Here is a 26,937-nt window from a genome sequence, read left to right as displayed (position 1 = left end):
CGGCGCGTCGGACACTTCGCGGTGCCAGTCGGCACGCTCAGAGATCAGTGGAATGCCTCGGTGTGCCCGAGGTGCGCTCAGTACTGCTGTCCACACAACGCGCCAAGGGAGTTGGAACGTGATGGAGACGGCGAATTCCGGCTATCGGGTCTCACCTCAGCAGCGGCATTTATGGGCCATGCTGACCCGCGGGCGGGACGGCGGGCGACGTGCGTTCACCCAGTCCGCCGTGGTGGTCGACCGTTCCCTGGACGCCGCACGTCTGCGCGCCGCGCTGGCCACCGTGGTGGCCGCCCACGAGCCGCTGCGGACGACCTTCACCGGTCTCGCGGGACGGACCGCGCCGGTCCAGGTCGTCCATGACCCGGACGAGCAGCCGCTGTCCGTCGTCGACCTGCCGCCCTCGTGCGCCGACGGCTCGGGCCCGGAACTGGACGAGCTCCGGCTCCGCGAACGCGCCGCCCTCGACCCGCGCGGCGGGCCCGTCTTCCGGGCCGCCCTGGCGCGGGCCGGCGAGGACCGGGCGGTGCTGGTGCTCACCGCGCACGCCCTGGTCGCGGACCGGCTCTCCCTCCGGCTGCTGGCCGGGCAGATCCTCGCGGCGTACAGCGGGGAGACCGTGTCCCCCGATGGCCCGCCGCCCTTGCAGTACGCCGACTTCGCCGCCTGGCACCACGACCTGCTCACCGCCGAGGACGCCGCCCCCGACCGCGCGCACTGGGCCGCCCACACCGCCACCGCCGGCACCGGGCCGCTCCCCGGCGTCGTACGGCCCGGCGCCGCCCCGGGCCCGTGGCGGGCGCGGGAGTGGGAACTGCCCGCCGAACTGGTGGCGGGGATCGACGGCGTCGCCGGGAAGCTGTCCACCGATCCCGCCACCGTGCTGCACGCCGCCTTCCGTATCGCGGTCTGGCGGCTCGCCGGCGAGCGGAACCTGCCCGTCGCCCTCACTCGTGACGGCCGTTCCCACCCCGAACTCCGCACCGCGATCGGCGCCTTCGAGCGTGAACTCCCGCTCGTCCACGAGATCCGTCACGAGACGGCGTTCGCGGAATACGCGCGCGCTCTGGACGCGCTCGTCGCCGAGGGCGAGGAACTCCTCGACCATTGCGACCCGGAACTGCTCGGCAGCCTAGACGGCACCGCGGAAGGCCCCTGCTTCACCTTCACCCACCACCAGGCCGATACACCGGTCCGGCGGGCCGGCATCACCTTTACCACCGTCCATCAGGATTCGGGTACGCCGATTCCCGTCCGCCTGACCGCCCGACGCGACGGCGCCCGGCTGCACATGGAACTGGGATACGACGAGGGCCGTATCGACGAGACGTTTCCCGAGAACGCCGCCGCCTGCCTCACCCGCATTCTCGAAGGCGTCGTCTCCGCCCCCGAGGGCCCGGTCGGCGACATCCGCATGCTGTCGGACGAGACCGCTCGGCTGCTCCGGGAAGCGGGGCTGGGCCCCCGCGTGGAACTTCCGGGCAAGGCGGTCCACGAACTCTTCGCCGAGCAGGCCGCGCGCACCCCCGGGGCGGTCGCGGTCAGCGCGGGCGAGGACGCCCTCACGTACGCCGAACTCGACGAGCGGTCCAATCGGCTGGCACACCACCTGACCGGGCTCGGGGTGACACCCGGCCGGCACGTCGTGGTCTCGGTCGGCCGCTCCGCCGAGCTGCTCGTCGGGCTCCTCGGGGTGCTCAAGGCGGGTGGCGCCTTCGTCCCCGTCGACGTGGGCTTCCCCCGCAAACGGCTGGAGTTCGTACTCAGGGAGACCGCAGCGCCGGTCCTGCTCTGCACCGCCGACGTACGGGACCGCGTCGGCACCCGGACCCTCGACGACGCCGGGGTGACACCCGTCGCGCTGGACGCCGACCGGCGGCGCATCGCCGCACACCCCGCCGGCCCCACCGGCATCGCCACCACCCCCGACGCCCCCGCGTACGTCGTCTACACCTCCGGCACCACCGGGAAGCCCAACGGCGTACGCGTCCCGCACCGGGGCCTCACCAACTACCTCACCTGGTGCACCGGCGCCTACGGACTCGACGGGGGCACCGGCACCCTCGTGCACACCTCCATCAGCTTCGACCTCACCCTCACCACCCTGTTCGGCCCCCTGCTCGCCGGCGGGCAGGTGGTCATGCTCTCCGAGACCGCCGGCGTGACCGGCCTGATCGCCGCGCTGCGCTCCCGGCGCGACCTCACCCTGGTCAAGCTGACCCCGACCCACCTCGACGTCGTCAACCAGCTGCTCACCCCCGACGAGCTGCGCGGCGCGGTCCGCACCCTCGTCGTCGGCGGGGAGGCGGTGCGGGCGGAGAGCCTGGAGCCGTTCCGGGCCTCCGGGACGCGGGTCGTCAACGAGTACGGGCCCAGCGAGACGGTCGTCGGCAGCGTCGCGCACGTCGTCGACGCCGCCACGCCCCGTACCGGCCCGGTGCCCATCGGCCGGCCGATCGCCAACACCACCGTCCACCTGCTCGACCAGCGGCGGCGGCCCGTCCCCGACGGCGTCGTCGGCGAGCTGTGGATCGGCGGCGCCGGTGTCGCCGACGGCTACCTGGGGCGGCCGGAACTCACCGGCGAGCGCTTCCTCCCCAGCGACTACCCGCCGGACGGCGGCCGGGTCTACCGCACCGGCGACCTGGCCCGCCGGCGCGCCGACGGCACCCTGGAGTACCTCGGGCGCACCGACGCGCAGGTGAAGATCCGCGGCGTCCGGGTGGAGCCCGCCGAGACCGAGGCCGTCCTCGCCTCCCACCCCGGCGTCGGCCAGGCCGTCGTGGTCGCCCGGCTGGACGAGGACCCCGGCCGTTCGTCGCCGCTCGCCGGCGAGCTGACGCTGACCGGCTACGTGGTCCCGGCCCGCGGTGCCCAGGCGCCCCCGCACGAGGAGCTCATCGCGTACTGCCGGGAGCGGCTGCCCGAGCACTTCGTCCCGGCCGTCCTCGTCACCCTCGACGCCCTGCCCGTCACCGGCCACGGCAAGATCGACCGCGGTGCGCTGCCCAAGCCGCACGCCCGGGCCCGGGACGGCGCGGCGTACGTCGCGCCGCGCACCGCCACCGAGGAGATCCTCGCGGCCACCGTCGCGAAGGTGCTGGGCGTCGAGCGCGTCGGCATCGACGACAACTACTTCGTCCTGGGCGGCGACTCCATCCGCAGCGTCATGGTCGCCAGCCGGGCCCAGGCCCGCGGGGTCGAGGTCACCGTGGCCGACCTGCACCGGCACCCCACCGTCCGGGCCTGCGCCGCGCACCTGGACGCCCGCGAGGACCTGCCGCGGACGCCCGTCACCGAACCCTTCGCGCTGATCTCCGCCGAGGACCGGGCGCTGGTGCCGGACGACGTCGAGGACGCCTTCCCGCTGAACCTGCTCCAGGAAGGCATGATCTTCCACCGCGACTTCGCGGCGAAGTCGGCCGTCTACCACGCCATCGCGTCCGTGCGGCTGCGCGCCCCGTTCGACCTCGCCGTGCTGCGGATGGTCGTGCGCCAGCTCGTCGAGCGGCACCCGATGCTGCGCACCTCCTTCGACATGAGCCGCTTCAGCCGCCCGCTGCAACTGGTGCACCGCGAGTTCGCCGATCCGCTGCACTACGAGGACCTGCGCGGCAGGAGCGCCGAGGAGCAGGACGCCCGCGTCGAGGAGTGGATCGAGCGGGAGAAGGAACGCGGCTTCGAGCTGCACGAGTTCCCGCTGATCCGCTTCATGGCGCAGCGCCTGGAGGACGAGGTCTTCCAGTTCACCTACGGCTTCCACCACGAGATCGTGGACGGCTGGAGCGAAGCCCTGATGATCACCGAGCTGTTCAGCCACTACTTCTCGGTGATCTACGACGAGCCGATCGCGATCAAGCCACCCACCGCCGGCATGCGCGACGCCGTCGCCCTGGAGCTGGAGGCCCTCGCGGACCGCCGCAACTACGAGTTCTGGGACTCCTACCTCGCCGACGCCACCCTGATGCGGCTGCCCAGGCCCGGCACCGGACCCCGGGCCGACAAGGGCGACCGGGACATCACCCGCATCGCCGTCCCCGTCCCCACCGAACTCTCCGACGGCCTCAAGCGGGTCGCCGCCGCCCACGCCGTCCCGCTGAAGACCGTGCTCCTGGCCGCGCACATGGTGGTGATGTCCCTCTACGGCGGCCACGAGGACACCCTCACCTACACCGTCACCAACGGCCGCCCCGAGACCGCCGACGGCAGCACCGCGATCGGGCTGTTCGTCAACAGCCTCGCGCTCCGCGTGCGGATGACCGGCGGCACCTGGGCCGACCTGATCACCGCCACGCTGGAGTCCGAGCGCGCCTCGATGCCGTACCGGCGGCTGCCGATGGCCGAACTCAAGCGCCACCAGGGCAACGAACCCCTGGCCGAGACGCTGTTCTTCTTCACCAACTACCACGTCTTCCACGTGCTCGACCGCTGGATCGACCGCGGCGTCGGCCACGTCGCCAACGAGCTCTACGGCGAGTCCACCTTCCCCTTCTGTGGCATCTTCCGCCTGAACCGGGAGACCGGCGAGCTGGAGGTCCGCATCGAGTACGACAGCCTGCAGTTCTCCGACGCCCTCATGGAGAGCGTCCGCGACAGCTACGCCCGCGTCCTCGCGGCCCTGGTCGCCGACCCCGACGGGCGCTACGACCGGCACGAGTTCCGCTCCGACCGCGACCGGGCCGCACTGGCCGTCCTCACCCGCGGGCCCGAGGCGCCGGCGGCCGACCGGTGCCTGCACGACCTGGTGGCGGACCGGGCGGCGGACCGCCCCGACGCCCCGGCCGTCCAGCTGGACACCGACGTGCTCAGCTACGGCGAGCTCGACCGCCGCGCCAACCGGCTGGCCCACCACCTGCGTTCGCTCGGCATCGGCCCGGAGAGCGTCGTCGGCGTCCTGGCCGAATGCTCCCTCGCCCAGATCATCGGCCTCCTCGCGGTCCTCAAGGCGGGCGCCGCCTACGTCCCGCTCGACCCGGCCCAGCCCGACGAGCGCCTCGCCGCCGTCATCGCCGGGAGCGGGGCCGCCGCCGTCCTCCACCGGCCCGGCCTCGAAGGGCGGCTGCCCGCGGGCGTCCGCGCGCTCCCCACCGACGCCGCCGACGGCAGCACCGCCACGCACGACCCCGGGCCCACCGCCACGCCCCGCAACGCCGCGTACGTGATGTACACCTCCGGATCCACCGGAGAGCCCAAGGGCATCGTCGTCGAACACCGCAACGTCGTGGCCTCCCTCGCCGCCCGCGGCGCCCACTACGCGGCCGGACCCGGCCGGTTCCTGCTGCTGTCCTCCTTCGCCTTCGACAGCTCGGTCGCCGGCATCTTCTGGACGCTGACCCAGGGCGGCACCCTCGTCCTGCCCGGCGAGGGACAGCAACTCGACCCCGCCGCGCTGGTGGAGACCATCGCCCGGCAACGGCCCACCCACACCCTCGCCATCCCCTCCCTGCTGGCGCCCGTCCTGGACCAGGCCGCCCCCGGCGACCTCGCCTCCCTGCGCACGGTGATCGCCGCGGGCGAGTCCTGTCCGGCCGAACTGGCCGCCGCCTGCCGGGACCTGCTGCCCGGGAGCACCTTCCACAACGAGTACGGCCCCACCGAGACCACCGTGTGGAGCACCGTCTGGTCCCAGGAGAACGAGCACGACGGACCCCACCTCCCCATCGGCCGGCCGGTCGCGGGCACCTGGGTGCACCCCCGCGACCACCGCGGACGCACCGTCCCCCTCGGCGTCGCCGGCGAACTCTCCATCGGCGGCGCCGGCGTGGCCCGCGGCTACCTCGGGCGCCCCCGGGACACCGCGGCCGCCTTCCGCCCCGACCCCGAGGCCACGGCTCCCGGCGGCCGCGCCTACGCCACCGGCGACCTCGGCCGCTACCTCCCCGACGGCAACCTGGAGTTCCTCGGCCGCGCCGACCACCAGGTCAAGATCCGCGGCTTCCGGGTCGAGCTCGGCGAGATCGAGGCCGTCCTCGACACCCACCCGGAGCTCCAGCGGACCATCGTCATGGCACGCGGCGACCACCCCGGCGACCAGGTGCTCGTCGCCTACGTCCTCCCCGCCCCCGGCCGGCGGCCCGAACCCGCCGACATCCAGGGGTACGTCCGCGACCGGCTGCCCCGCTACATGGTGCCCACCGCGGTGATCGTCCTCGACGCGGTACCGCTGACCGCCGCCGGCAAGGTCGACCGGGCCTCGCTCCCCGCCCCCAGCCACGCCCAGCTCACCCGGGACCAGGAGTACGTCGAGCCCGGCACCGACACCGAGCGGGCGCTCGCCGCCATCTGGGCCGACGTCCTCAAACTGGACCGGATCGGGGCCGGTGACCGCTTCTTCGACGTCGGCGGCGAATCCCTGCGCGCGATGCAGGCCACCGCCGCGGCCAACAAGATGTTCCGCACCCGCGTCTCCGTCCGCCGCCTCTTCGAGGCGCCCTCCCTGCGGGAGTTCGCCCACGAGATCGACAAGGCCCGCCTCGCGGGCGGCGGGACCGGCCTCACCGGCCCCGCGGCCGCCCCGGCCACCGGAGGTGCCGCCGAATGACCCCGGCCGCCGACACCACCCACCCGCTCTCGCCGGCCCAGCGCAGCATGTGGTTCCTGCACCGGCTCGCGCCCGAGGTGCCCGCCTACAACATCTGCACCGCCATCGAGCTCACCGGCACACCGCGCCCGGCGGCGCTGCGGGACGTGGTACGGCGGCTCGGCCGCAGGCACGAGGCGCTGCGCACGGTGTTCCCGTCGGTGGGGGAGACCCCCCGCCAACGGGTCACCGACCGGGCGGCGCCCCTGCGGACCGTGGACCTCACCCACCTGACCCCCGCCGCCGCCGAGGCCGAGACCGCACGGACGCTACGGTGCGCCGCCGCCCGGCCGTTCCGGCTCGACACCGGCCCCCTGGCGGAATGGACCCTGCTGCGCCGCGCCCCCGGCCACGCGCTGCTCGTCCTCTCCGTCCACCACATCGTCTTCGACGGCGGCTCGCTCCACGTGGTCTGCCGCGAACTGGAGGAGGCGTACGGAGCGGCCCTCGCCGGGCGCCCGGACCCCCTCGGCACACCCGCGCCGGGCTACGGACGGCAGTGCCGGACGCGGGCGGCGGAACAGGACGAGGCCGGGCGGGAGTTCTGGCGCCGCGAACTGTCCGGCGCGCCACCCCGCACGACCGTCTTCCGGGGCACCGGCCGGCCCGCCGGACCGCCCGCCCGCGCCACCGTCCACTACGGCACCGACGATCCGGCCCCGACCGCGGACTTCTGCCGCGAGCACGCCGTCACCGGCTACGTGCTGCTGCTCGCGGCCCTCGCCTGCCTGGTCGCCCGGTACACCGGCCGGACGGACGTGGTGATCGGCTCACCCGTCGGACTGCGCGAGGACCCCGAAGGGCTCGCCACCGTCGGCCCGATGCTCAACCTGCTGCCGCTGCGCCTCCGGCTGCACGGCGACCCCGGCTTCGGCGAGGTCCTGGCCCGCACCCGGGAGACGCTGCTCGGCGCGCTGGAGCACCGCACCACACCGTTCGAGGACATCGTCGACGCGGTGGGCGCCGACCGGGACCCGGACGTCAGCCCCCTCTTCCAGATCCTCTTCGCCCACGAACGCCCCCCGGCCCCACCCGCGTTACCGGGCGTCCGCGCCCGCGTCGTACCCGTCCCCGCCCCGGCCGCCAAGTACGAGCTCGCCGTCACCGCCACCGAGACGCCCGACGGGCTCCGGCTGATCGTCGAGGCGGAGCACGGACACGGGGAACCGGCCGAACTCGCCGCCTTCGCCCGCCACTTCGGCGTCCTGCTGGCCGCCGGGGTCCGCGCGCCGGACACACCGCTGAGCCGCCTGCCGCTGCTCACCGACGAGGAGCGGCGCCGGCTCACCGACACCACGGCCCCCCGCACCGCGCCGGAGGCCCCCTACCGCCCCCTGCACCGGCTGGTCGAGGAGTCCGCCGCCCGCCGGCCCGACGCCCTGGCGGTCGTCGGCGGCACGCGTCACCTCAGCTACCGGGAGCTGAACGGCCGCGCCAACCGGCGTGCCGCCTGGCTGCGCCGCGCGGGCATCGGCACCGAGGACGTGGTCGGCGTCCGGCTGGAACGCGGCCCGGAACTCCTCGTCTCGCTCCTCGCCGTCCTCAAGGCCGGCGCCGCCTACCTGCCCGTCGACCCGGCGCTGCCCGCCGAGCGGGTACGGCTGATGCTCGACGACGCCCGGGCCGCGCTGCTGCTCACCGAGACCGCGCTCGGCACCCCGCCGGCCCCGGCCGGCACCCCCGTGCACCACGTGGACGGACCGCCACCGCCGGCCCGGCCCGGGGACGACGCCGACCACGCCGGCCCCGACCTGCCCACCAGCCTCGCCTACCTCCTCTACACGTCCGGCTCGACGGGCCGGCCCAAGGCCGTGGCCCTCCAGCACGACAGCGCCGCGGCGTTCCTGCGCTGGGCGGGCCGCGCCTTCGACGGCGGGGAGCTGGCCGCCGTCCTGGCCACCACCTCCGCCGGCTTCGACCTGTCGGTCTTCGAGCTGTTCGCCCCCCTGGCCCACGGCGGCACCGTCGTCCTCGCCGACAGCGCCCTGCACGTGCCCGCCCTGCCCTGGGCGCCCGCGGCCACGCTCCTGAACACCGTGCCCTCCGCGGCCGCCGCCCTGCTGGACGCCGACGGCCTGCCGGACGGTCTGACGGCCGTCAACCTGGCGGGCGAGCCCCTGACCGCGGAGCTGGCCGCCCGGCTGCACGCCCGCCTGCCGAAGGCCGCCGTCCGCAACCTCTACGGCCCCACGGAGGCCACCACCTACGCCACCGCGGCCCTCGTGCCCGCGGGCGGCACCGGGGCGCCGGCCATCGGCCGGGCGCTCGGCGCGGCCCGCGTGTGGACCGCCGACGACCTGCAGCGCCCCCTCCCCGGCGCGGTCGTCGGTGAACTCCTCATCGGCGGTACGGCCCCGGCCCGCGGCTACCTCGGCCGGCCGGGACCGACCGCCGACGCCTTCCGGCCCGACCCGACGGGACCGCCCGGCTCCCGGCTCTACCGCACCGGGGACCTGGCCGTACGCCGCCCCGACGGCCGGTTCGTGTTCCTCGGCCGCAAGGACGAGCAGATCAAACTCCGCGGGGTGCGCATCGAACCGGGCGAGGTGGAAGCCGCCCTCCGCCAGTGCGCGCCGGTCGCCGCGGCCGCCGTCGTGCTCGCCGGGACCACCGCGGAGAACCACCGCCTCGTCGGCTTCGTCACCCCTTCGCCCGGCGCCCGCGTCGACCCCGAACGCACCCTCGCCGCGCTGCGTTCGCGCCTGCCCGCCGCCCTCGTGCCCGCCGCGCTGGTGGTGTGCGACGCCCTGCCGCTGACCGCCAACGGGAAGACCGACCGGGCCGCCCTCGCCCGGCGGGCGCGCGGACACCGGCCGGACCACGGCGCGTACGCCCCGCCCCGCACCCGCGTCGAGAAGGCGGTCGCCGCGATCTGGCGCGAGGTGCTCGGAGCCGAACGGATCGGGATCCACCAGGGGTTCTTCGACGCGGGCGGCACCTCCCTGTCGCTGCTGCGCCTTCACCACCGGCTGGTCGCGTCCGTCCATCCCGGCCTCCGGCTCGCCGACGTCTTCCGGCTGCCGACCGTCGCCGCGCTCGCCGCGTTCGTGGACGGGCAGGAGGACGCGCGCGAGACGGCCGTCGGCGACGCGGCCCTCCGGGCCGGCCGGCGCCGCGCCGCGGTGGCCGCGCGCCGCAGGAAAGGCGGCGGACGATGAGCCATGCCGACGCGGGCGACGGGCTCGACGCGGCTGACACGACTGACGCGGCCGACGGGATCGCCGTGATCTCGCTGGGCGGACGCTTCCCCGGAGCGGACCGGGTGGACCGCCTCTGGACGAACCTGCTCGACCGCGAGGACGCCATCAGCCACTTCACCGCCGACGAACGCCTCGCCCGGGGCCGCGACCCCGAACTGGTGCGCCACCCGCGGTTCGTCGGCGCGGAAGGCGTCCTCGGCGACGTCTCCCTCTTCGACGCCGAGTTCTTCGGCTGCTCGCCGCGCGAGGCCGAAGTCATGGACCCGCAGCACCGGCTCTGCCTGGAGGAGGCGTGGCACGTCTTCGACACCGCCGGCTACGACCCGGCGGCGACGGGCACCGCGGTCGGGGTGTTCCTCTCCGCGAGCCTCAGCTCGTACCTGATCCGCAACGTCCTGCCCGGCGGCGCGGCACAGCGCCTGCTCGGCGGCTTCCCGCTGCTGATCCACAACGACAAGGACTTCCTGGCCACCACCGTGTCCCACAAACTGGGCCTCACCGGGCCGAGTTACGCCGTCGGCTCGGCCTGCTCGTCCTCCCTCGTCGCGGTGCACCTGGCCTGCCAGAGCCTGCTCACCGAGGAATGCGACATGGCGCTGGCCGGCGGGGTCTCGCTCCAAGTGCCGCAGGGCCAGGGGTACGTGCACGCCGACGACGGCATCTACTCACCCGACGGGCGCTGCGCCCCCTTCGACGCCGGCGCGGCGGGCACGGTGGGCGGCAGCGGCGTGGGCCTCGTCCTGCTCAAGCGGCTCGCCGACGCCGTGCGCGACGGGGACCGCGTCCACGCGGTGATCCTCGGCTCGGCGGTGAACAACGACGGCGCCGACAAGGTCGGTTACACGGCGCCCGGCGTCACCGGCCAGAGCGCCGTCGTCGCCGAGGCCCTGGCGGTGGCCGGGATCTCCGCCGCGACCGTCGGCGTCCTGGAGGCGCACGGCACCGGCACCCGGCTGGGCGATCCCGTCGAAGTGGCCGCGCTCACCCGGGCGTTCCGCGCCCACACGGACCGCAGCGGCTTCTGCGCGCTGGGCTCGGTGAAGGCCAACGTGGGCCACCTGGACGCGGCGGCGGGCGTCACCGGGCTGATCAAGGCCGTGCTGGCGGTCCGCGAGGGCGTCATCCCCGGCACCCCGCACTACCGTTCGCCCAACCCCGCCATCGACTTCGCCACCACACCCTTCTACGTCACCGCCGACACCCTCGCCTGGCCGGAGGCGGACCACCCCCGCCGGGCCGGCGTCAGCTCCTTCGGCATCGGGGGCACCAACGCCCACGTGATCCTGGAACAGGCCCCGCCGGCCGCCCCCCGCACGGACCGGACCGCCGGGGTGCCCATGCCGTTGGTGGTGTCCGCCCGCACCCGCGAAGCACTGGCGGAGGCCGTCCGGGACCTGGCGGCGTGGTCGGCCCCGGAGCCGGGGACCCGGCTCGCCGATCTCGCCGCCACGCTGGCCGGGCGCCGGGCCTTCCCGTACCGCGCCGCCGTCGTGTGCCACGACCTGCCCGAGGCCGCGCGCCTGCTGGGCGGCGCGCGCGGCGAGACCGCGCTCCCCGGCAGGGAGGCCGTGTTCCTCTTCCCCGGGCAGGGCACCCTCCCGCCGGACACCGGGCGCGGCCTGTACGCGGACGTGCCGGCGTTCCGCGCCCACTTCGACGCCTGTGCCGAAGGGCTCGCCCCGCTCGGCACCGACCTCCACGCCGCGCTCGGGGCCCCGGCCGACGACACCAGGGCCGCGCAACCCGCCCTCTTCGCCGTCGAGTACGCCCTCGCCCGCACCCTGATGGACTGGGGTGTGCGCCCGGCCGCGATGCTCGGGCACAGCCTCGGCGAGTACGTCGCGGCGACGCTGGCCGGGGTGCTGTCCCTGCCGGACGCGCTGACGCTCGTCCGGGCCCGGGCGGAAGCGCAGCACACCATGCCGCCCGGCCGCATGCTCGCGGTCCCGCTCACGGCGGACGACCTGCGCCCGCTGCTGCCCCCGGAGGTGGAGTTCAGCGCCTTCAACGCCCCCGGCCGCTGCGTCGTCGGCGGGCCCCCGGAGCCGGTGGCGGAGCTGCGCGCCCGGCTGGCGCGGCGCGGAGTGCCGGCCGCCGAGCTGGCCACCGCGCACGCCTTCCACTCGGCGGCCGTCGAACCGCTGCTGGACGGCTTCCGGGGCGTGCTGGAAGGCGTCCGACTGCGGCCGCCCCGGCTGCGGTACGTGTCCTCCCTCACCGGCGACTGGGCCGACGCCGCGGTCACCACCCCCGCGTACTGGCTCGCCCACCTGCGCCGGCCCGTCCGCTTCGCCGACGGCCTGCGGCGCTGCCTGGACCTCGGCCCCGTCGCCCTGGTCGAGACCGGGCCGCGGGCCGGACTGACCGGCCTGGCCCGCCGCGCCGCGGGCCCCGGCGAGCCCCCTTGCACCGTCCGCTGCCTGGCCGCCCCCGACGAGGCGGCTTCTCTGACCCACGCGGTCGCCGCACTCTGGCGCTCGGGCTGCGCCGTCGACTGGACGGCGTTCCACCGCCCCGGGCGCCCCCGCCGCACCACCGTGCCCGGCTACCCCTTCCAACGGGTACGGCACTGGATCGACGCGCCGGACGAGTCCGAACCCACGGACCTCGCCACCGCCCTGCGCGCGGAGTTGCGGACGGACGGCGATCCGCCGCTCGCCGTCGATCAGCGGCCCGGACTGCGCACGGGGCTGAACCGGCTGTGCGCCGCCCTGGCCCGCGACTACCTGGCCACCGGCGTCGAAGCGAGCGGGGTCCTGCCCGGATTCCACCGCTTCCTGGACTACCTGCGCACCCTGGCCGCCTCCGCACCGGCCGCGGACGACGCGGGGACGATCGCCGCGGAGATCACCGCGGCCCACCCGTCCTTCTCCGGGCTCGTCGACCTGCTCCGGCACTGCGCCCAGGGCTATCCGCGCGCCCTGTCCACCCCCGGAGCCGCACTGGACGTCCTCTATCCGGCCGGCAGCGGCGACCTCCTGCGCCGCACCCTGGGCGAGGGCACCGCCGACCACCGCGCCACCGGCCGCCTCACCCGGCTGGCCGGCTCCCTGCTCGACCGGCTCGCGGCCGGCCGCGAACCCGGCCGCCCGCTGCGCGTCCTGGAGGCCGGAGCGGGCGCGGGCAGCCTCACCCAGGCCCTGGTCACCCGGGCCCCCGGCCGGCTCGATTACCACGCCACCGACATCTCCCGGCACTTCGTGACCGCACTCGGCCGGGAGGCCGCCCGGCGCGGCCTGGACTTCGTCCGCGCACGCGTCCTCGACATCGCCCGCGACCCAGGCGAACAGGGCTTCGCCGGCGAGCGGTTCGACGTCGTCTGCGGCCTCGACGTGGTCCACGCCACCCCCGACCTGCGCACCACGCTCGGCCATCTGCGCTCCCTGATGGCACCGGACGGCACCCTCGCGCTGATCGAGACCACCGCCGACGACCCCTGGCTGACGATGATCTGGGGCCTGACGGACGGCTGGTGGCACCACACCGACCGGCGCACCCACGGCCCGCTGCTCGACGCCGCCGGCTGGCGCGCCCTCCTGGCCGGCGAGGACTTCGCCACGGCCGATGTGATCGTGCCGCCCGACGGCCCCCAGGACGCGGCCCTGCTGCTCGCCCGGCAGACCCCCCGGCCGGCGGCGGCCGCACCGTCCGTCGGCAAGCGGGACGTCGGCACGTGGTGCTACGCCCGCGGCTGGCGGCACGCCGCGCCCGCCGACCCCGCCCCGCTGACGGGCGGCTGCCTGCTGCTGGGCGACGGGGACACGGCGAAGGCCGTCGCGAGCCGGCTGGAGGCCCTCGGCGTGCCCGTCACCACCGTCGGCGGCGGCCGACCGCCGGGCCCCGAGCGGTACCGGGAACTCGTCGGCCCCGCCACCCGCCTGGCCGTCGACCTGTGGCCGCTGCGCGACGCGTCCCACCGCGGCCGCGCCACCGGCGCCGCCGGCGTACGGACCGCCCAGGACGCCGCGCTGCACAACCTGCTCCACCTCGCCCGGGCCTTCGGCGCGCTGGAGGAGCGCCACCCCGCCCGCGTCGTGACCGTGACCACCGGTGCCCACGACGTGCTCGGCGACGACCTCGCCCACCCCGAGCACGCCACCGTCCCGGCCGCGGCCAAGGTGATCCCCCGGGAGTACCCGTGGATCGCCTGCACCGCCCTGGACGTGGAGCCGGGCCTGGACGCCGAGCGGCTGGCGGACCTGATCGTCCGGGAACTCGGCGCGGCGCGCGAGACCACCGTCACCGCCTGCCGCGGCCGACGCCGCTTCACCCCCTGCCCCGTCCGGCAGCCCCTCCCCGCCGCACCGGAACGCCCGGCGGTCCGGCCCGGCGGCGTCTACCTCGTCTGCGGCGGCCTCGGCGGCATCGGCCTCCACCTCGCCGAGTACCTGGGCCGCGCCCGCACCACCGTCGTCCTCACCCACCGGCGGCCCTTTCCCGCCCCCGGCGCGTGGGACGGGCTGCCCGCGGGACACCCGGAGGCGGCCGTCGTCCGGCGGCTGCGCTCCCTCGCCGCCACCGGCGCCACGGTCGTCGTCCGCCGGGCCGACCTCACCGACCACGACGCGATGCGCGCCCTCGCGGACGAGGTGGAACAGGCCCACGGCCCCGTCCGGGGGGTGGTGCACGCGGCCGGGGTGCCCGACACCGCCGGCATGATCCAGCGTCGCGACCGAGCCGGCACGGACGCCGCCCTCGCCGCCAAACTGACCGGCACCCTCGTCCTGGACGAGGTGTTCGCCCACCGCGACCTCGACTTCCTCGTCCTGTGCTCCTCGATCGGCACCGTGCTGCACAAGCTGAAGTTCGGCGAGGTCGGCTACGTGGCGGGCAACGAGTTCCTCGACGCCTACGCCGCCCACCGCGCGGCCCGCCGCCCCGGCAGAACCCTGTCGATCGCCTGGACCGACTGGCGGGAGTCGGGCATGTGGGCCGCCGCCCAGCGCCGTCTGACCGAGCGCTACGGCACCGGCGCCGACCTGCCCGTACCGCCCGGGGGCGACCTGCTCGGCGCGATCAGCCCCGAGGAGGGCGTCGACGTCTTCGCCCGGCTGCTCGCCGCCGACACCGGCCCGAACGTCATCGTGTCGGCCCAGGACCTCGACGAACTCCTCGCGCGGCACGCGGCGTACACCACCGACGACCACCTCGCCGCCCTCGGCGACCTGAGGATCGCCGCCGCCCGGGACCGCTCCGCGCCCGCCGCGCCGTACGCGGCCCCCCACACGCCCGCCCAGCGGCGGATCGCCGGCTGGTACCGCGACCTGCTCGGCGTCGAACACGTCGGCCTCGACGACGACTTCTTCGCGCTCGGCGGGGACTCGCTGCTCGCCCTGCGCCTGCTGTCGCAGCTGCGGGACGCCTACGGGGTGGAGATCTCCGTCGCCCGCATGTTCGACGAGCCCACGGTGGCGGCGCTGGCCGCCGCCACCGGCCCGCCGCCGGAAGAGACGCCCGGCCAGGAAGAGGTGGTGCTGTGACCACGCCCCGCATCACCGACCTGCTCACCGAGCTCCGCGGCCGGCAGGTGACCCTCACGGCCGACGGGGACCGGCTGCACTGCCGCGCGCCCCGGGGCGCGCTCACCGACGAGCTCCTCGCCACCATCCGCGCCCGCCGCGACGAACTCCTCGCCCACCTGCGCGCCGACCGCCGCATCCCGCGCCACGACGGGCCCGCGCCGCTGTCCTTCGCCCAGGAACGGCTCTGGCTCCTCCACCAGTTCCACCCGCACGACAGCGCCTACAACATCCCCCTGCACATCGCCCTGCGCGGGCCCCTGAACCCGGCCGCCCTGCGCGCCGCCCTGGCCGAGGTGGTACGGCGGCACGACGTCCTGCGCACCCGGTACGCCATCAGCCGCGGCCTGCCCCGGCCCGTCGTCGAACCGGCCCACACGCCGCCGCTGCCCCTGACCGACCTGACCGGGCTCCCCGCACACCACCGGGACGCCGAACTCGCCCGGCTGGCCGCCCAGGAGGCCAGGCGGCCCTTCGACCTCGCCCAGGGCCCGGTGCTGCGGGCCCGGCTCCTCCGAACGGCCCCCGAGGAGCACCGGCTGCTGCTGACCCGCCATCACATCGCCAGCGACGGCTGGTCGCTCGACATCCTGCTCCGCGAACTGGGCACGTTCTACCGGGCAGGGCGGGACGGCACACCCGCCGGCCTCGACGCCCTGCCGCTGCGGTACGCCGACTTCGCCGCGTACCAGCGCGAACAGGCCGAACGGCCGGAGACGGCCGAGCGGTCGACCCGCTGGGCACGGCACCTGAGGGGCGCCCCCGCGACACTCGACGTCCTCGGGCCCCCGCCCGCCGAACCCTCCCACGCGCCGGCCGGCACCGTACGGACGGACCTTCCCGCCGCCCTCGTCACCGGCCTGCGGCAGCTGGGCGGCCGGGCCCGCACCACGCTCTTCCCGCTCCTGCTGAGCGCCTTCGGCCTCGCCCTGGCCGGCCCGCCCGGCCCGTACGACGTCATGGTCGGCATCCCCGTCGCCGGCCGGCCGCGCACCGAACTGGAGCCGCTCATCGGCTGCTTCGCGACCATCGCGCCGATGCGGCTGACGAGCGACGGGACCGAGCCGCTGACCCGGCTCGCCGCCCGCGCCCAGCAGCACGTCCAGGACGCGCTGGACGGACCCGACGTCCCCTTCGAGCGGCTCGTGCACGCGCTGCGTCCGGAGCGGGACCTCGCGGAGAACCCCCTGTTCTCGGCGTCGTTCGCCTTCCAGAACACCCCGCGGACCGCCGTGCGCCTCCCCGGCCTGGACGCCGAGGTGCTGCCCTCGCCGCCCGTGGCCCCCAAGTTCCCGCTGGCCCTCACCGCGACGGCGCGGGCCGACGGCGGAATGGGCCTGGAGCTGGAGTTCGACCGGGACCGGATCGCCGAGCCGGTCGCGCGGGGGATCCTCACGTCCTTCCACGCCGCCCTCGCCCGCGCGGTCGCCGACCCCGAGGCCCCGGCGGCGCCCGTACCGGCCGCCGCCGTGGACCGGCGGCCCGGGCGCGAAGGACACGAGTGCCTCCACGAGCCGGTGGCGCGGGCGGCGGCACGCCACCCCGACGCCGTCGCCGTCAGCTGCGGCGGCACCCAGCTCAGCTACGGGGCGCTCGACACCCGCGCCGAACGGCTGGCCGCGGTGCTGCGCGCCCACGGCGCCGGCCCCGAGCGGCTGGTGGCCCTGTGCCTGCCCACCGGCCCCGAATGGGTCGTCGGCGCCCTCGCCATCCTCAAGTCCGGCGCCGCCTACCTGCCGCTCGACCCCGGCGACCCGGCCGAGCGCCGCGCCTCCGTCGCCGCCGACGCGGGAGCGACGCTGATCGTCTCCGACACCGCGCTTCCCCCGCTCCACCGCGTCGACGTCACGGCCACCCTCCCGGACGGCGCCCCCGAGCCCACCGCCCGGGCCGTCCTGCCCGGCAACCTCGCCTACGCCGTCTACACCTCCGGCTCCACCGGCGGCCCCAAGGGCGTGCTCGTCACCCATGCCAACGTCACCGGGCTCCTGGCCGCGTGCCGTGAGGCCCTGCCCGCCCTGGACGCCCCCCGGACCTGGTCGGCGACCCACTCGCCGGCCTTCGACTTCTCCGTCTGGGAGGTCTGGGGCCCGCTGACCGCCGGCGGACGCCTCGTCCTCGTGCCCCCGGACGTGGCCCGGGCCCCGGACGAACTGTGGGACACCCTCCGCGACGAACAGGTCGAAGTCCTCAGCCAGACCCCCAGCGCGTTCCACCACCTCCTGCCCACCGCCGTGCGCCGGGCGGCCCAGGCCACCGCGCTCGAACTCGTCGTCCTGGGCGGCGAGGCGTGCGAGCCCGCCCGTCTGACGCCTTGGTGGGACGCCCTGGGCGACCGGCGCCCGGCCGTGGTCAACATGTACGGCATCACCGAGAACACCATCCACGTCACCGTCCGCCGGATGACGGCGGCGGACCGGTCGGGCAGTCCCGTCGGCCGGCCGCTGCCGGGGCAGCGCGCCGACCTTCTCGACCCCCACGGCCGGCCCGTCGCGCCGGGCGGGCGGGGCGAACTGTTCGTCGGCGGCGTCGGACTGGCCCGCGGCTACCTCGGCCGGCCCGGCCTCACCGCCCGGAGCTTCCTGCCGGACGACACCCCCGGCCGGCCGGGCGCGCGCCGCTACCGCTCCGGAGACCTGGCCCGGCTGCTGCCTGACGGCGGCCTGGACTACGCGGGCCGCTCCGACGCACAGGTCAAGGTCCGCGGCTACCGCGTCGAGCCCGCCGAGACCGAAGCCGCCGCGTTGACCCATCCCGCCGTGCGCCACTGCGTGGTCGTGCCACGCGGCGACGGCGACCGGCGTCATCTCGCGGCGTACGTCGTCGCCGACACCCGTGCCTGTGACGGGCCCGGGCTCCGCGCCCACCTGGCCGAGCGGCTGCCCCGCCACCTGGTGCCGGCCTCGGTGGTCTTCCTGGAGCGGATCCCGCTGACCCGCAACGGCAAGCTCGACGTGGCGGCCTTGCCCGACCCGGCCGCCCACCGCGCACCCGCCCGCGAACGCCCGCGCACCGCGACCGAACGAACCCTCACCCGGCTGCTCGCCGCCCTCCTCAAGGCGCCACCGGAGACCATCGGGACGCACGACAACCTCTTCGACCTGGGCGGCGACTCCCTGACGGTCACCCAGTTCCACTCCCGGGTGGTGGAGGAGTTCGCCGTGGACCTCCCGGTGCGCCGGGTCTACCAGGCCCTCGACATCGCGACGCTCGCCGTGACCGTGGACGACTTCCGGCGCCGCGCCGAACGCACCGCGGTACTGCGCGCCCTCGCGGCGGCGGAGGCGATGGAACCCGGCGGTACGGCGGGGGAGCCCGGCGCCGGCCCGGTGGAGCCCGCCGTCGCAGCACAGGAGTCCGCCGCTACGAAGGGGGAGCCCGGCACCGCAGCGGATGAACTCGGCGCTGAGGCACGGGAGCCCGGCACCGCAGCGGATGAACTCGGCGCTGAGGCACGGGAGCCCGGCACCGCAGCGCAGGAACCCGCCACCGAACCCCGGCCACCCGCCGCCACACCGCAGGGCCCCCGCACCACACCGCAGGAAGGACAGCCGTGCCCGCGTCCCGAATGAGCCGGCCGGCCGGCATCGTCGACATCGCGCGCCGTCACGCCGAGCGCACCCCCGCCCGTCCCGCGTACGCGTTCCTGCCCGACGGCGAGACGGAGAGCGTCCGCTTCTCCTTCGCCGACATCGACCGGCGGGCCCGCGCCGTGGCCGCCGTCCTCCAGGACCGCGGCCTGGCCGGGGAGCGGGTCCTGGTCGCCTATCCCTCCGGGCCCGAGTACGTCCAGGCGTTCCTGGGCTGCCTGTACGCGGGCGTGGTCGCCGTCCCCTGCGACGAGCCGCGCTCCGGCCCGAGCGCGGAACGGCTCGCCGGGATCCGCGCCGACGCCCGCCCCGCCCTGGCCCTGACCGCCGGCGCCCCCGAGGCCGGGCTCGCCGGCCTGGCCACCCTGGACGTGGCCGGCGTCCCCGACTCCGCCGCCGGGACCTGGACCGACCCCGTCGCGGGACCGGACGCCCTGGCCTTCCTCCAGTACACCTCCGGATCGACCCGCCGCCCCCGCGGCGTCATGGTCGGCCACGGCAATCTGCTGGCCAACGAGCGCTGCATCGCCGCCGCCTGCGGCCACGACCGGGACTCCACCTTCGTGGGATGGGCGCCGTTCTTCCACGACATGGGCCTGGTCGCCAACCTCCTCCAGCCCCTCTACCTCGGGTCCCTGTCGGTGCTGATGCCGCCGATGGCCTTCCTCCAGCGCCCGGCCCGCTGGCTGCGGGCCGTCTCCCGCTACCGGGCGCACACCAGCGGCGGCCCCAACTTCGCCTACGACCTGTGTGTCGACCGGGTCGGCGAGGACGAGCGGGCCGGACTGGACCTGTCGGGCTGGAAGGTCGCCTACAACGGCGCGGAACCCGTACGGGCCGACACCCTGCGACGGTTCACCGACCGCTTCGCCCCCCACGGCTTCACCCCCGGCGCGCACTTCCCGACCTACGGGCTCGCCGAGGCGACCCTGCTCGTCGCCACCGGCCCCAAGGGAGTGCCGCCCCGCACCCTGACCGCCGACCGCGCCGCCCTGCGCGCCGGCCGGCTCCGGCCCGCCGGACCCGGCGAGGACGGCCTGGAACTGGTCGGCAACGGCACCGCCGGCCTCGACACCACCCTCCGGATCGTCGACCCTGCGACCGCGCGGGAGTGCCCGCCCGGAGAGGTCGGCGAGGTCTGGGTGCGCGGCCCGGGCGTGGCACGCGGCTACTTCGGCCGCCCGCGCGAGTCCGCGCCGCTGCTCGCCGCCCGCCTGCCCGGCGGCGAAGGACCGTACCTGCGGACCGGGGACCTGGGCGCCCTGCACGACGGGGAACTCTTCCTCACCGGACGCCACAAGGACCTCATCGTCATCCGCGGCCAGAACCACCACCCGCACGACCTCGAACGGACCGCCGAGCAGGCCCACCCGGCGCTCCGCCCGACCTGCGCCGCCGCGTTCGCGGTGCCCGGAGACGGCGCGGAGCGGCTCGTGCTCGTCTGCGAACTCACCTCCTACCGCGCCGCCGACCCGGCCGCCGTCGCCGAGGCCGTCCGGGCCGCGCTCGCCGCGCGGCACGGCGTCGCCCCGCACACGCTGCTGGTGCTGCGCCGCGGCGGCATCCCCAAGACCACCAGCGGAAAGGTGCGGCGCGGCCACTGCCGGACGGCCTACCTCGACGGAACGCTCCCCGTTCACACGGCCGTCCGCCTCCCGGCGGGGGAGGAGGGCACCGAGGCCCTTCCCCTGACCACGGACCCCGGTCGACTGGCCACGGCGCTGCGCGACCTGGCCGCCGCCCACGCGGGCCTGGCCGGGCCCCTCCCCGGCACCGACGAGCCGGTGAGCGCCCTCGGCCTGGACTCGCTCGCCTCCCTGCGGCTCCACCACCACGTCCAGTCCGCCTACGGCGTGACCCTGCCCATCACCGCCCTGCTCGGCGATACCACTTACCGCCGGCTCGCGGAGCTGACGCTCGCCGCCCCCCGCCCGACCCGGGCGCCCGAGGGTCAAGTCACCGGCGTCTGGCGGCCGTTGACGCACGGGCAGCGCGCCCTGTGGTACGAACAGGCGCTCGCCCCGCACGCGGCCGCCTACCACCTCGTCCGCGCGCTGGCCCTCCGCGGCCCCGTCGACGAGGAGGCCCTCGCCGAGGCGGTCCGCCGCGTCGTCCGCCGCCACCCCGCCCTGCGGACCCGCTTCGCGCTCCGCGACGGCGAACCGGCGCGCCGGACCGAGCCGTACGGACCGGAGCTGGACGTACGCGACGCCACCGGCCTGCCGGCGGACCGGCTCCGCGAACACCTGGCCGCGGCGGGCGACCGCCCCTTCGACCTGGCCGCCGGCGACCCGCCCGTACGGCTGACGCTCTACCGCACGGACGGCGGCCACGTCCTGCTGCTGGTCGCCCACCACCTGGTCGCCGACTTCTGGTCCCTCGTCGTCCTCCTGGGCGACCTCGCCCGCGCCCACGCGGGCGAGGACCTGCCGCCCGCGCCGGAGGGGGACCCCGGCGACGAGGCGACGGACGCGGACCGGACGTACTGGCGGCACCGGCTCGCCGACGCGCCACCCGCCCTCGACCTGCCCACCGACCTCCCCCACCCCGCCGAACGCGGCTTCGCCGGCGCCACCCACGCCTTCCGACTGCCCCCGGACCTCACCGCCCGGCTGACCGCCCTCTCCCGGGAACGGCACTGCACCCTCTTCACCACCCTCCTCGCCGCCCACCAGCTACTGCTCCACCGCCTGACCGGGCAGGACGACCTCGTCGTGGGCACCCTCCTCGCCCGCCGCGACACCGCCGAAGCGGCCGGCGCCGTCGGCTACCTGGTCAACCCGCTGCCGCTGCGCTCCGTACGGGAGCCGGGAGAGACCTTCACGGAACTGCTGCGCCGCACCCGGCGGACCGTGCTGGACGCGGTCGCGCACGGCCGCCACCCCTTCGGGCCGCTCGTCTCCCGTCTCGCCCCCGCGCGCACGCCCGGCCGCGCGCCGCTCCTGCAGAGCCTGTTCGTGCTCCAGCGCGAGTACGGCGACGAGGCGGACGGGTACCGCGCGCTCGCCCTGGGCGTCGGCGGCCGGCTGCGCGTCGGCGGACTCGACCTGGAGGCACTCGCGTTGCCGCGCCGCTGGTCGCAGCTCGACCTCTCGCTGAGCATGGCGCGGCTCGGGGACGGGCTGACGGGGGTGTGGGAGTACCGCACCGACCTGTTCACCGAGGCCACGGTCGCGGAGCTGAGCGAGGCGTTCGTCCACCTGCTGCGGGCGGCCGTCGAGGACCCGGGCGCGCCCGTGGAGACGCTGCCGCTCACCGGCGGCCGGGAGACCGGGCCGCGCCGCGGCCCGTCGGCGGCCCGGCCCGCCCTCCCGCTGCACCGGCTCGTGGCTGCGGCGGCGCGCCGCGATCCCGCACGGACGGCGGTCGTCGCACCCGCCCCGGACGGCACCGCCCACCACATCAGCCACGGAGCCCTGCACCGCGCGGCCACCACCCTCGCCGCCCGGCTCCGCCGGGAGGGCGCCGGCCCGGAGCGGCCCGTCGCCGTGCTCGTCGAGCGGGGCCCCTGGCTGCCCGTCGCCTACCTCGGCATCCTGCACGCCGGGGCCACCGTGCTGCCCCTGGACCCGGAGGACCCCCCGCACAGGCTCGCCCGGACGATCGCGAACTCGGGGGCGCGGCTGCTGCTCACCGAGACCGGGACCGCCTCGCGCGCGGCCGAGGCGGCCGGTCCCGGCGTACGCGCGCTGACCGTGCGTGAGGGTGCCACCGGCGGCGAGCGGTTCTCGGCGGACGTCCACCCCGAGCAGTCCGCGTACCTGCTGTACACCTCCGGGTCGACGGGCGACCCCAAGGGCGTGCTCGTCCCGCACCGGGCCATCGTCAACCGCCTCCTGTGGATGCAGGAGACCTACCGGCTGCGCCCGGGGGAGCGGGTCCTGCACAAGACGCCGGTGACGTTCGACGTCTCGATGTGGGAGCTGCTGTGGCCGCTGACCGCCGGGGCGACCGTCGTCATGGCCCGGCCCGGGACCCACCGCGACCCCGCGCGACTCGTCCGGCGGATCGCCCGCGAGGCCGTCACCACCGTGCACTTCGTCCCCTCGATGCTCACCCCGTTCCTCACCGAGCTCGCCCGCGGCACGACGCGGCTGCCCGCGCTGCGGCGCGTGGTGTGCAGCGGGGAAGAGCTGCCCGCGGCCGCGGTGAACCGCGCCGCCGGACTCCTCGACGCCCGGCTGTACAACCTCTACGGCCCGACCGAAGCCGCCGTCGACGTCACCGCCTGGCCCTGCCGCCCGCCCGAGCCGGGGCCGGTGCCGATCGGCCTGCCCATCGCCAACACCACCACCGAGGTCCTCGACGGCCGGCTGCGCCCGCTGCCCCGCCCGGTGCCCGGCGAGCTGTACCTGGGCGGCGCCTGCCTGGCCCATGGCTACCACCACGACCCGGCCCTGACCGCCGCGCGCTTCCTTCCGGCCCCCGGCGGCGGGCGCCGCTACCGCACCGGGGACCTCGTCCGCCAACGGGCCGACGGGGCACTGGTGTTCCGGGGACGCACGGACGACCAGGTGAAGATCGGCGGCATCCGGGTCGAGCCCGGCGAGGTGGCGGAGGCGCTTCGGGCCCTGCCCGGCGTCGCCGACGCCGCGGTCGTCCCGCACGACGGGCGGCTGGCGGCGTACGCGGTCGCCGACCCGGTCGGCCCGGCCCCGGCGGCGGACGCCCTGCGGGACGCGCTGCGCAGGCGGCTGCCCGGCCACCTGGTGCCCGCCGCCCTCACCCTGCTGGACCGGCTGCCCCTCACCCCGGCGGGCAAGCTCGACCGCCGGGCGCTGCCCCACCCGGCGGCGGCCCCGCCCCCGGACGGCGGACGGCCGCCCACGACCGGGACCGAACGGCTCGTCGCCCGGGTGTGGGCCGAACGCCTCGGACGGGAAGTCGTCGGCGTGGACCGGGACTTCTTCTCCCTGGGCGGCGACTCCGTCCGGGCCCTCGGCGTGACGGCGGCCCTGCGCGCCGCCGGGCTCCCGGTGACGGTCACCGACCTCCTGCGCCTGCCCACCGTGGCCGCCCTCGCCCGCCACGCCGACGAGCGGGCGGATCGCCGACCGGCGCGACAGGAGACGCCCCCCGGGCCGTTCGCCCTCTGCCCGGAAGCCGCCGGCGTGCCCGGCCTGGAGGACGCCTACCCGATGTCGATGGCCCAGCGGGCCGTGCTCTTCCACCGTGACCACAACCCCGGCTACGAGGTCTACGTCACCAGCGTCGCCGTCTCCACGCCCCTGGACCGCACACGGCTCGCCGCGGCCGTGGACCGGCTGCTGGACCGGCACGCCTATCTGCGGTCCTCCTTCGACCTCGTGTCCCACCCGGAGCCCACCCAGCTCGTCTGGACCCACCTGCCCACCCCGCTCGAGGTGGTGGAGTCGTCCGACCCCGCCGGTTTCGACGCGTGGCTGCACGCCGAACGCAAGCGCCCCCTCGACGTCGGCACCGGACCGCTGGCCCGGTTCACCGCGCACGACGCGGGAGCCGCCGGATTCCGGCTGACCGTCAGCAGCTTCGCCCTCGACGGCTGGTGCGTGGCCACTGTGCTCACCGAACTGCTCCGCGACTACTGGTCCGCGCTGCGCGGCGCGCCTCTCAGCCTCCCGGCACCCGCCGCCTCCTACCGCGAGTTCGTCGCCCTCGAACGCGCCGCCCAACACGATCCGGCGCACCGGGAGTTCTGGCGGACGGAGCTCGCCGGTGCCCGGCCGCACCCGCTGCCCCGCCGCCCGGTGCCACCGCCCGGGCCGGACGGGATCCGCCAGCACCGTCACGTCGTCCCCGTCGAGGACACCGTCGCCAAGGGCCTGTCGGCGCTCGCCGGCGAGCTGGGTGTCGGGCTCAAACACGTTCTGCTCGGCGTCCACCTGCGGGTCGTCCGGGCCCTGTCCGGCGACCCCGACGTCATCACGGCCGTGGAGACCCACGGCCGCCCCGAACGGCACGACGGCGACCGCGTTCTCGGGGTGTTCAACAACATCCTGCCGCTGCGGCAGCGGGTGGACGGCGGGAGCTGGGCCGACCTGGCCCGCGCCGCGCACGCCGCGGAGGCGCGGACGGGGGAGTACCGCCGCTATCCGCTGGCCCAGGCACAGCGCGACCACGGCGCGGCCGGGCTCTTCGACACCCTCTTCGTGTTCACCCACTTCCACCTCTACCGCGCGCTGGCCGACCTGGACGGCATGGCGGTCTCCGACCTGCGGGCCCCCGACCAGACCTACGTACCGCTCACCGCCCACTTCAACGTCGACGCCACGGACGGCGGCGGCCTGCGGCTGCTGCTGGAGTCGGACCCGCGGGAGTTCCCCGACGAGCAGGTCGCGGAGTTCGCCGCGTACTACCGCCGCGCGCTGCGGGCCGCCGCCGACGCCCCGCACCGGCCGTACCGGGACACGCCGTTGACGGACCGGCCGGCCGGCCCGGCGCCGCACCGCGCGGAGCGCTCCGTCCACGCCCTGTTCGCGGCCCAGGCCCGGAACCACCCGGACCGGATCGCGCTCGACGGCGAGGACGGGCCGGTCAGCCACGGCGCCCTGGCCCGGCGCGCCGCCCGCCTCGCCGGAACGCTGCGGGCCGCGGGCGCCGGGCCGGACACCGTCGTCGGGATCTGGGCGCCGCGCCGCGCCGACGCCGTCGTGGCGCTGCTGGCCGCCCTCCACGCCGGAGCCGCCTACCTGCCCCTGGACCCGGTCCACCCGCCCCGGCGGCAGCGGCAGGTGCTCACCGAGGCCGGCGCCCGCCTGCTCGTCCTGCCCGCCGGCCTCGACACCCCGCTCCGGGCCTGCGGCCTGCCCGTCGTGGCCCCGGACGACCTCGGCGCGCCCATCGCCCCCGTGTCCGTCCACCCGGAGCAGCTGGCGGCGGTCATGGCCACGTCCGGCTCCACCGGGACGCCCAAGACGATCGGCGTCCCGCAGCGCGCCCTGGCCGGCTACCTCCGCTGGGCGATCGGCCACTACCGCCTCGACGAGGAGACCGTCTCCCCGGTGCACTCCTCGCTGGGCTTCGACCTGACCGTCACCGCGCTGCTCGCACCGCTGGCCGCCGGCGGGCAGGCGCGGCTGACCGACTCCGGCGACCCGGGTGCCCTCGGCGCGGCACTGGCCGCCGGCCACCACACCCTGCTCAAGATCACCCCGGCCCATCTGGCCGCCCTCGCCCACCAGTTGGGCGCGCCGACCGCACTGCGCACCGTCGTGGCCGGGGGCGAACCCCTGCACGCCGGCCACGTCCGCGCCCTCCGCGCCTTCGCGCCCGGCGCCCGGCTCGTCAACGAGTACGGGCCGACCGAGACCACCGTCGGCTGCTGTGCCCACGACGTCGCACCGGACCCCGGCGAGGCGCCCATCCCCGTCGGTACCCCGATCGCGGGCCTCAGCGCGTGCGTCGTCGACGACGCGCTGCCCGCACCGCCCGGCGTGCGGGGCGAGCTGTACATCGGCGGGACGGGCGTCACCCGCGGCTACCTGGGCCGGCCCGCGGCCACCGCCGCCGCCTACGTGCCGGACCCTGCCGCCCCCGGCGCCCGCCGCTACCGCACCGGCGACCTGGCACGCCGGCTGCCGGACGGCACCCTGCTCCTGGCGGGGCGCGCCGACCGCCAGGTGAAGATCCGCGGCCACCGGGTGGAACCGGGGGAGGTCGAGCAGGTGCTCGGCGGCCACCCCGGGGTGCGGGAGGCGGCGGTCGTCGCCCACCCGGCACCCGGCGGCGGCCGCCGGCTGGTCGCGTACTGGGTACCGGCCGAACCGGCCCGGCCACCGTCCGCGGACGCGCTCACCGCGCTGCTCGCCGACCGGCTGCCGCCGTACGCGGTCCCCGCCGAACTCGTCCGCCTGCCCGCCCTGCCCACCACCCCCAACGGCAAGGTCGACCACACCCGGCTGCCCGCGGCCGGACGGGACCGGCGACTGGCGGAACTGCTCGACCGGATCGAGGCACTGTCCGACGCCGAGGCGGCCTCGGCACTGCGCGACAGCCGGCCCGCACCCGGGAGTGGCGATGACCGAGCATGACGACCACCCGCCGGCCCGCCGGGGCCCCGCCGGTTCCGC

Annotated in this window: 5 protein-coding genes; all 5 read left to right on the top strand. The window is 76.5% G+C overall.

Going from position 1 to position 26,937, the window contains the following annotated elements:
* The first annotated feature begins 121 nt into the window (after positions 1-121).
* The 5 genes from J7W19_RS00430 to J7W19_RS33345 are packed head-to-tail and all read left to right on the top strand — an operon-like array spanning position 122 to position 26,898.
* The gene (locus tag J7W19_RS00430) at positions 122-6,541 is read left to right on the top strand and encodes a non-ribosomal peptide synthetase (RefSeq protein WP_078587912.1); all 6,420 of its coding nucleotides are present in this window, start codon (positions 122-124) and stop codon (positions 6,539-6,541) included.
* Positions 6,538-9,738, top strand: coding sequence for a non-ribosomal peptide synthetase (locus J7W19_RS00425; protein ID WP_004942674.1), 3,201 nt, complete (start codon positions 6,538-6,540; stop codon positions 9,736-9,738). The genes J7W19_RS00430 and J7W19_RS00425 overlap by 4 nt, the downstream gene beginning before the upstream one ends.
* A complete protein-coding gene (locus J7W19_RS00420) occupies positions 9,735-15,260 on the top strand; it encodes a type I polyketide synthase (protein WP_004942673.1) in 5,526 nt (1,841 codons plus the stop codon). Before J7W19_RS00425 ends, J7W19_RS00420 begins: the two co-directional genes overlap by 4 nt.
* A complete protein-coding gene (locus J7W19_RS00415) occupies positions 15,257-18,871 on the top strand; it encodes a non-ribosomal peptide synthetase (protein WP_004942671.1) in 3,615 nt (1,204 codons plus the stop codon). The genes J7W19_RS00420 and J7W19_RS00415 overlap by 4 nt, the downstream gene beginning before the upstream one ends.
* The gene (locus J7W19_RS33345) at positions 18,853-26,898 is read left to right on the top strand and encodes a non-ribosomal peptide synthetase (protein ID WP_210455237.1); all 8,046 of its coding nucleotides are present in this window, start codon (positions 18,853-18,855) and stop codon (positions 26,896-26,898) included. Before J7W19_RS00415 ends, J7W19_RS33345 begins: the two co-directional genes overlap by 19 nt.
* The last annotated feature ends 39 nt before the right edge of the window (positions 26,899-26,937 follow it).

Origin of the sequence: Streptomyces mobaraensis NBRC 13819 = DSM 40847, assembly GCF_017916255.1 — a bacterium.
Lineage (GTDB): Bacteria > Actinomycetota > Actinomycetes > Streptomycetales > Streptomycetaceae > Streptomyces > Streptomyces mobaraensis.
The sequence above is the reverse complement of the archived record's forward strand: the minus strand, read 5'-3'. Positions and strand labels throughout refer to the sequence as shown.

What these genes read in the sequence shown, in the direction of transcription:
- J7W19_RS00430 (WP_078587912.1), top strand. Translation starts at nt 122, where the DNA reads ATGGAGACGGCGAATTCCGGCTATCGGGTCTCACCTCAGCAGCGGCAT.
- J7W19_RS00425 (WP_004942674.1), top strand. Translation starts at nt 6,538, where the DNA reads ATGACCCCGGCCGCCGACACCACCCACCCGCTCTCGCCGGCCCAGCGC.
- J7W19_RS00420 (WP_004942673.1), top strand. Translation starts at nt 9,735, where the DNA reads ATGAGCCATGCCGACGCGGGCGACGGGCTCGACGCGGCTGACACGACT.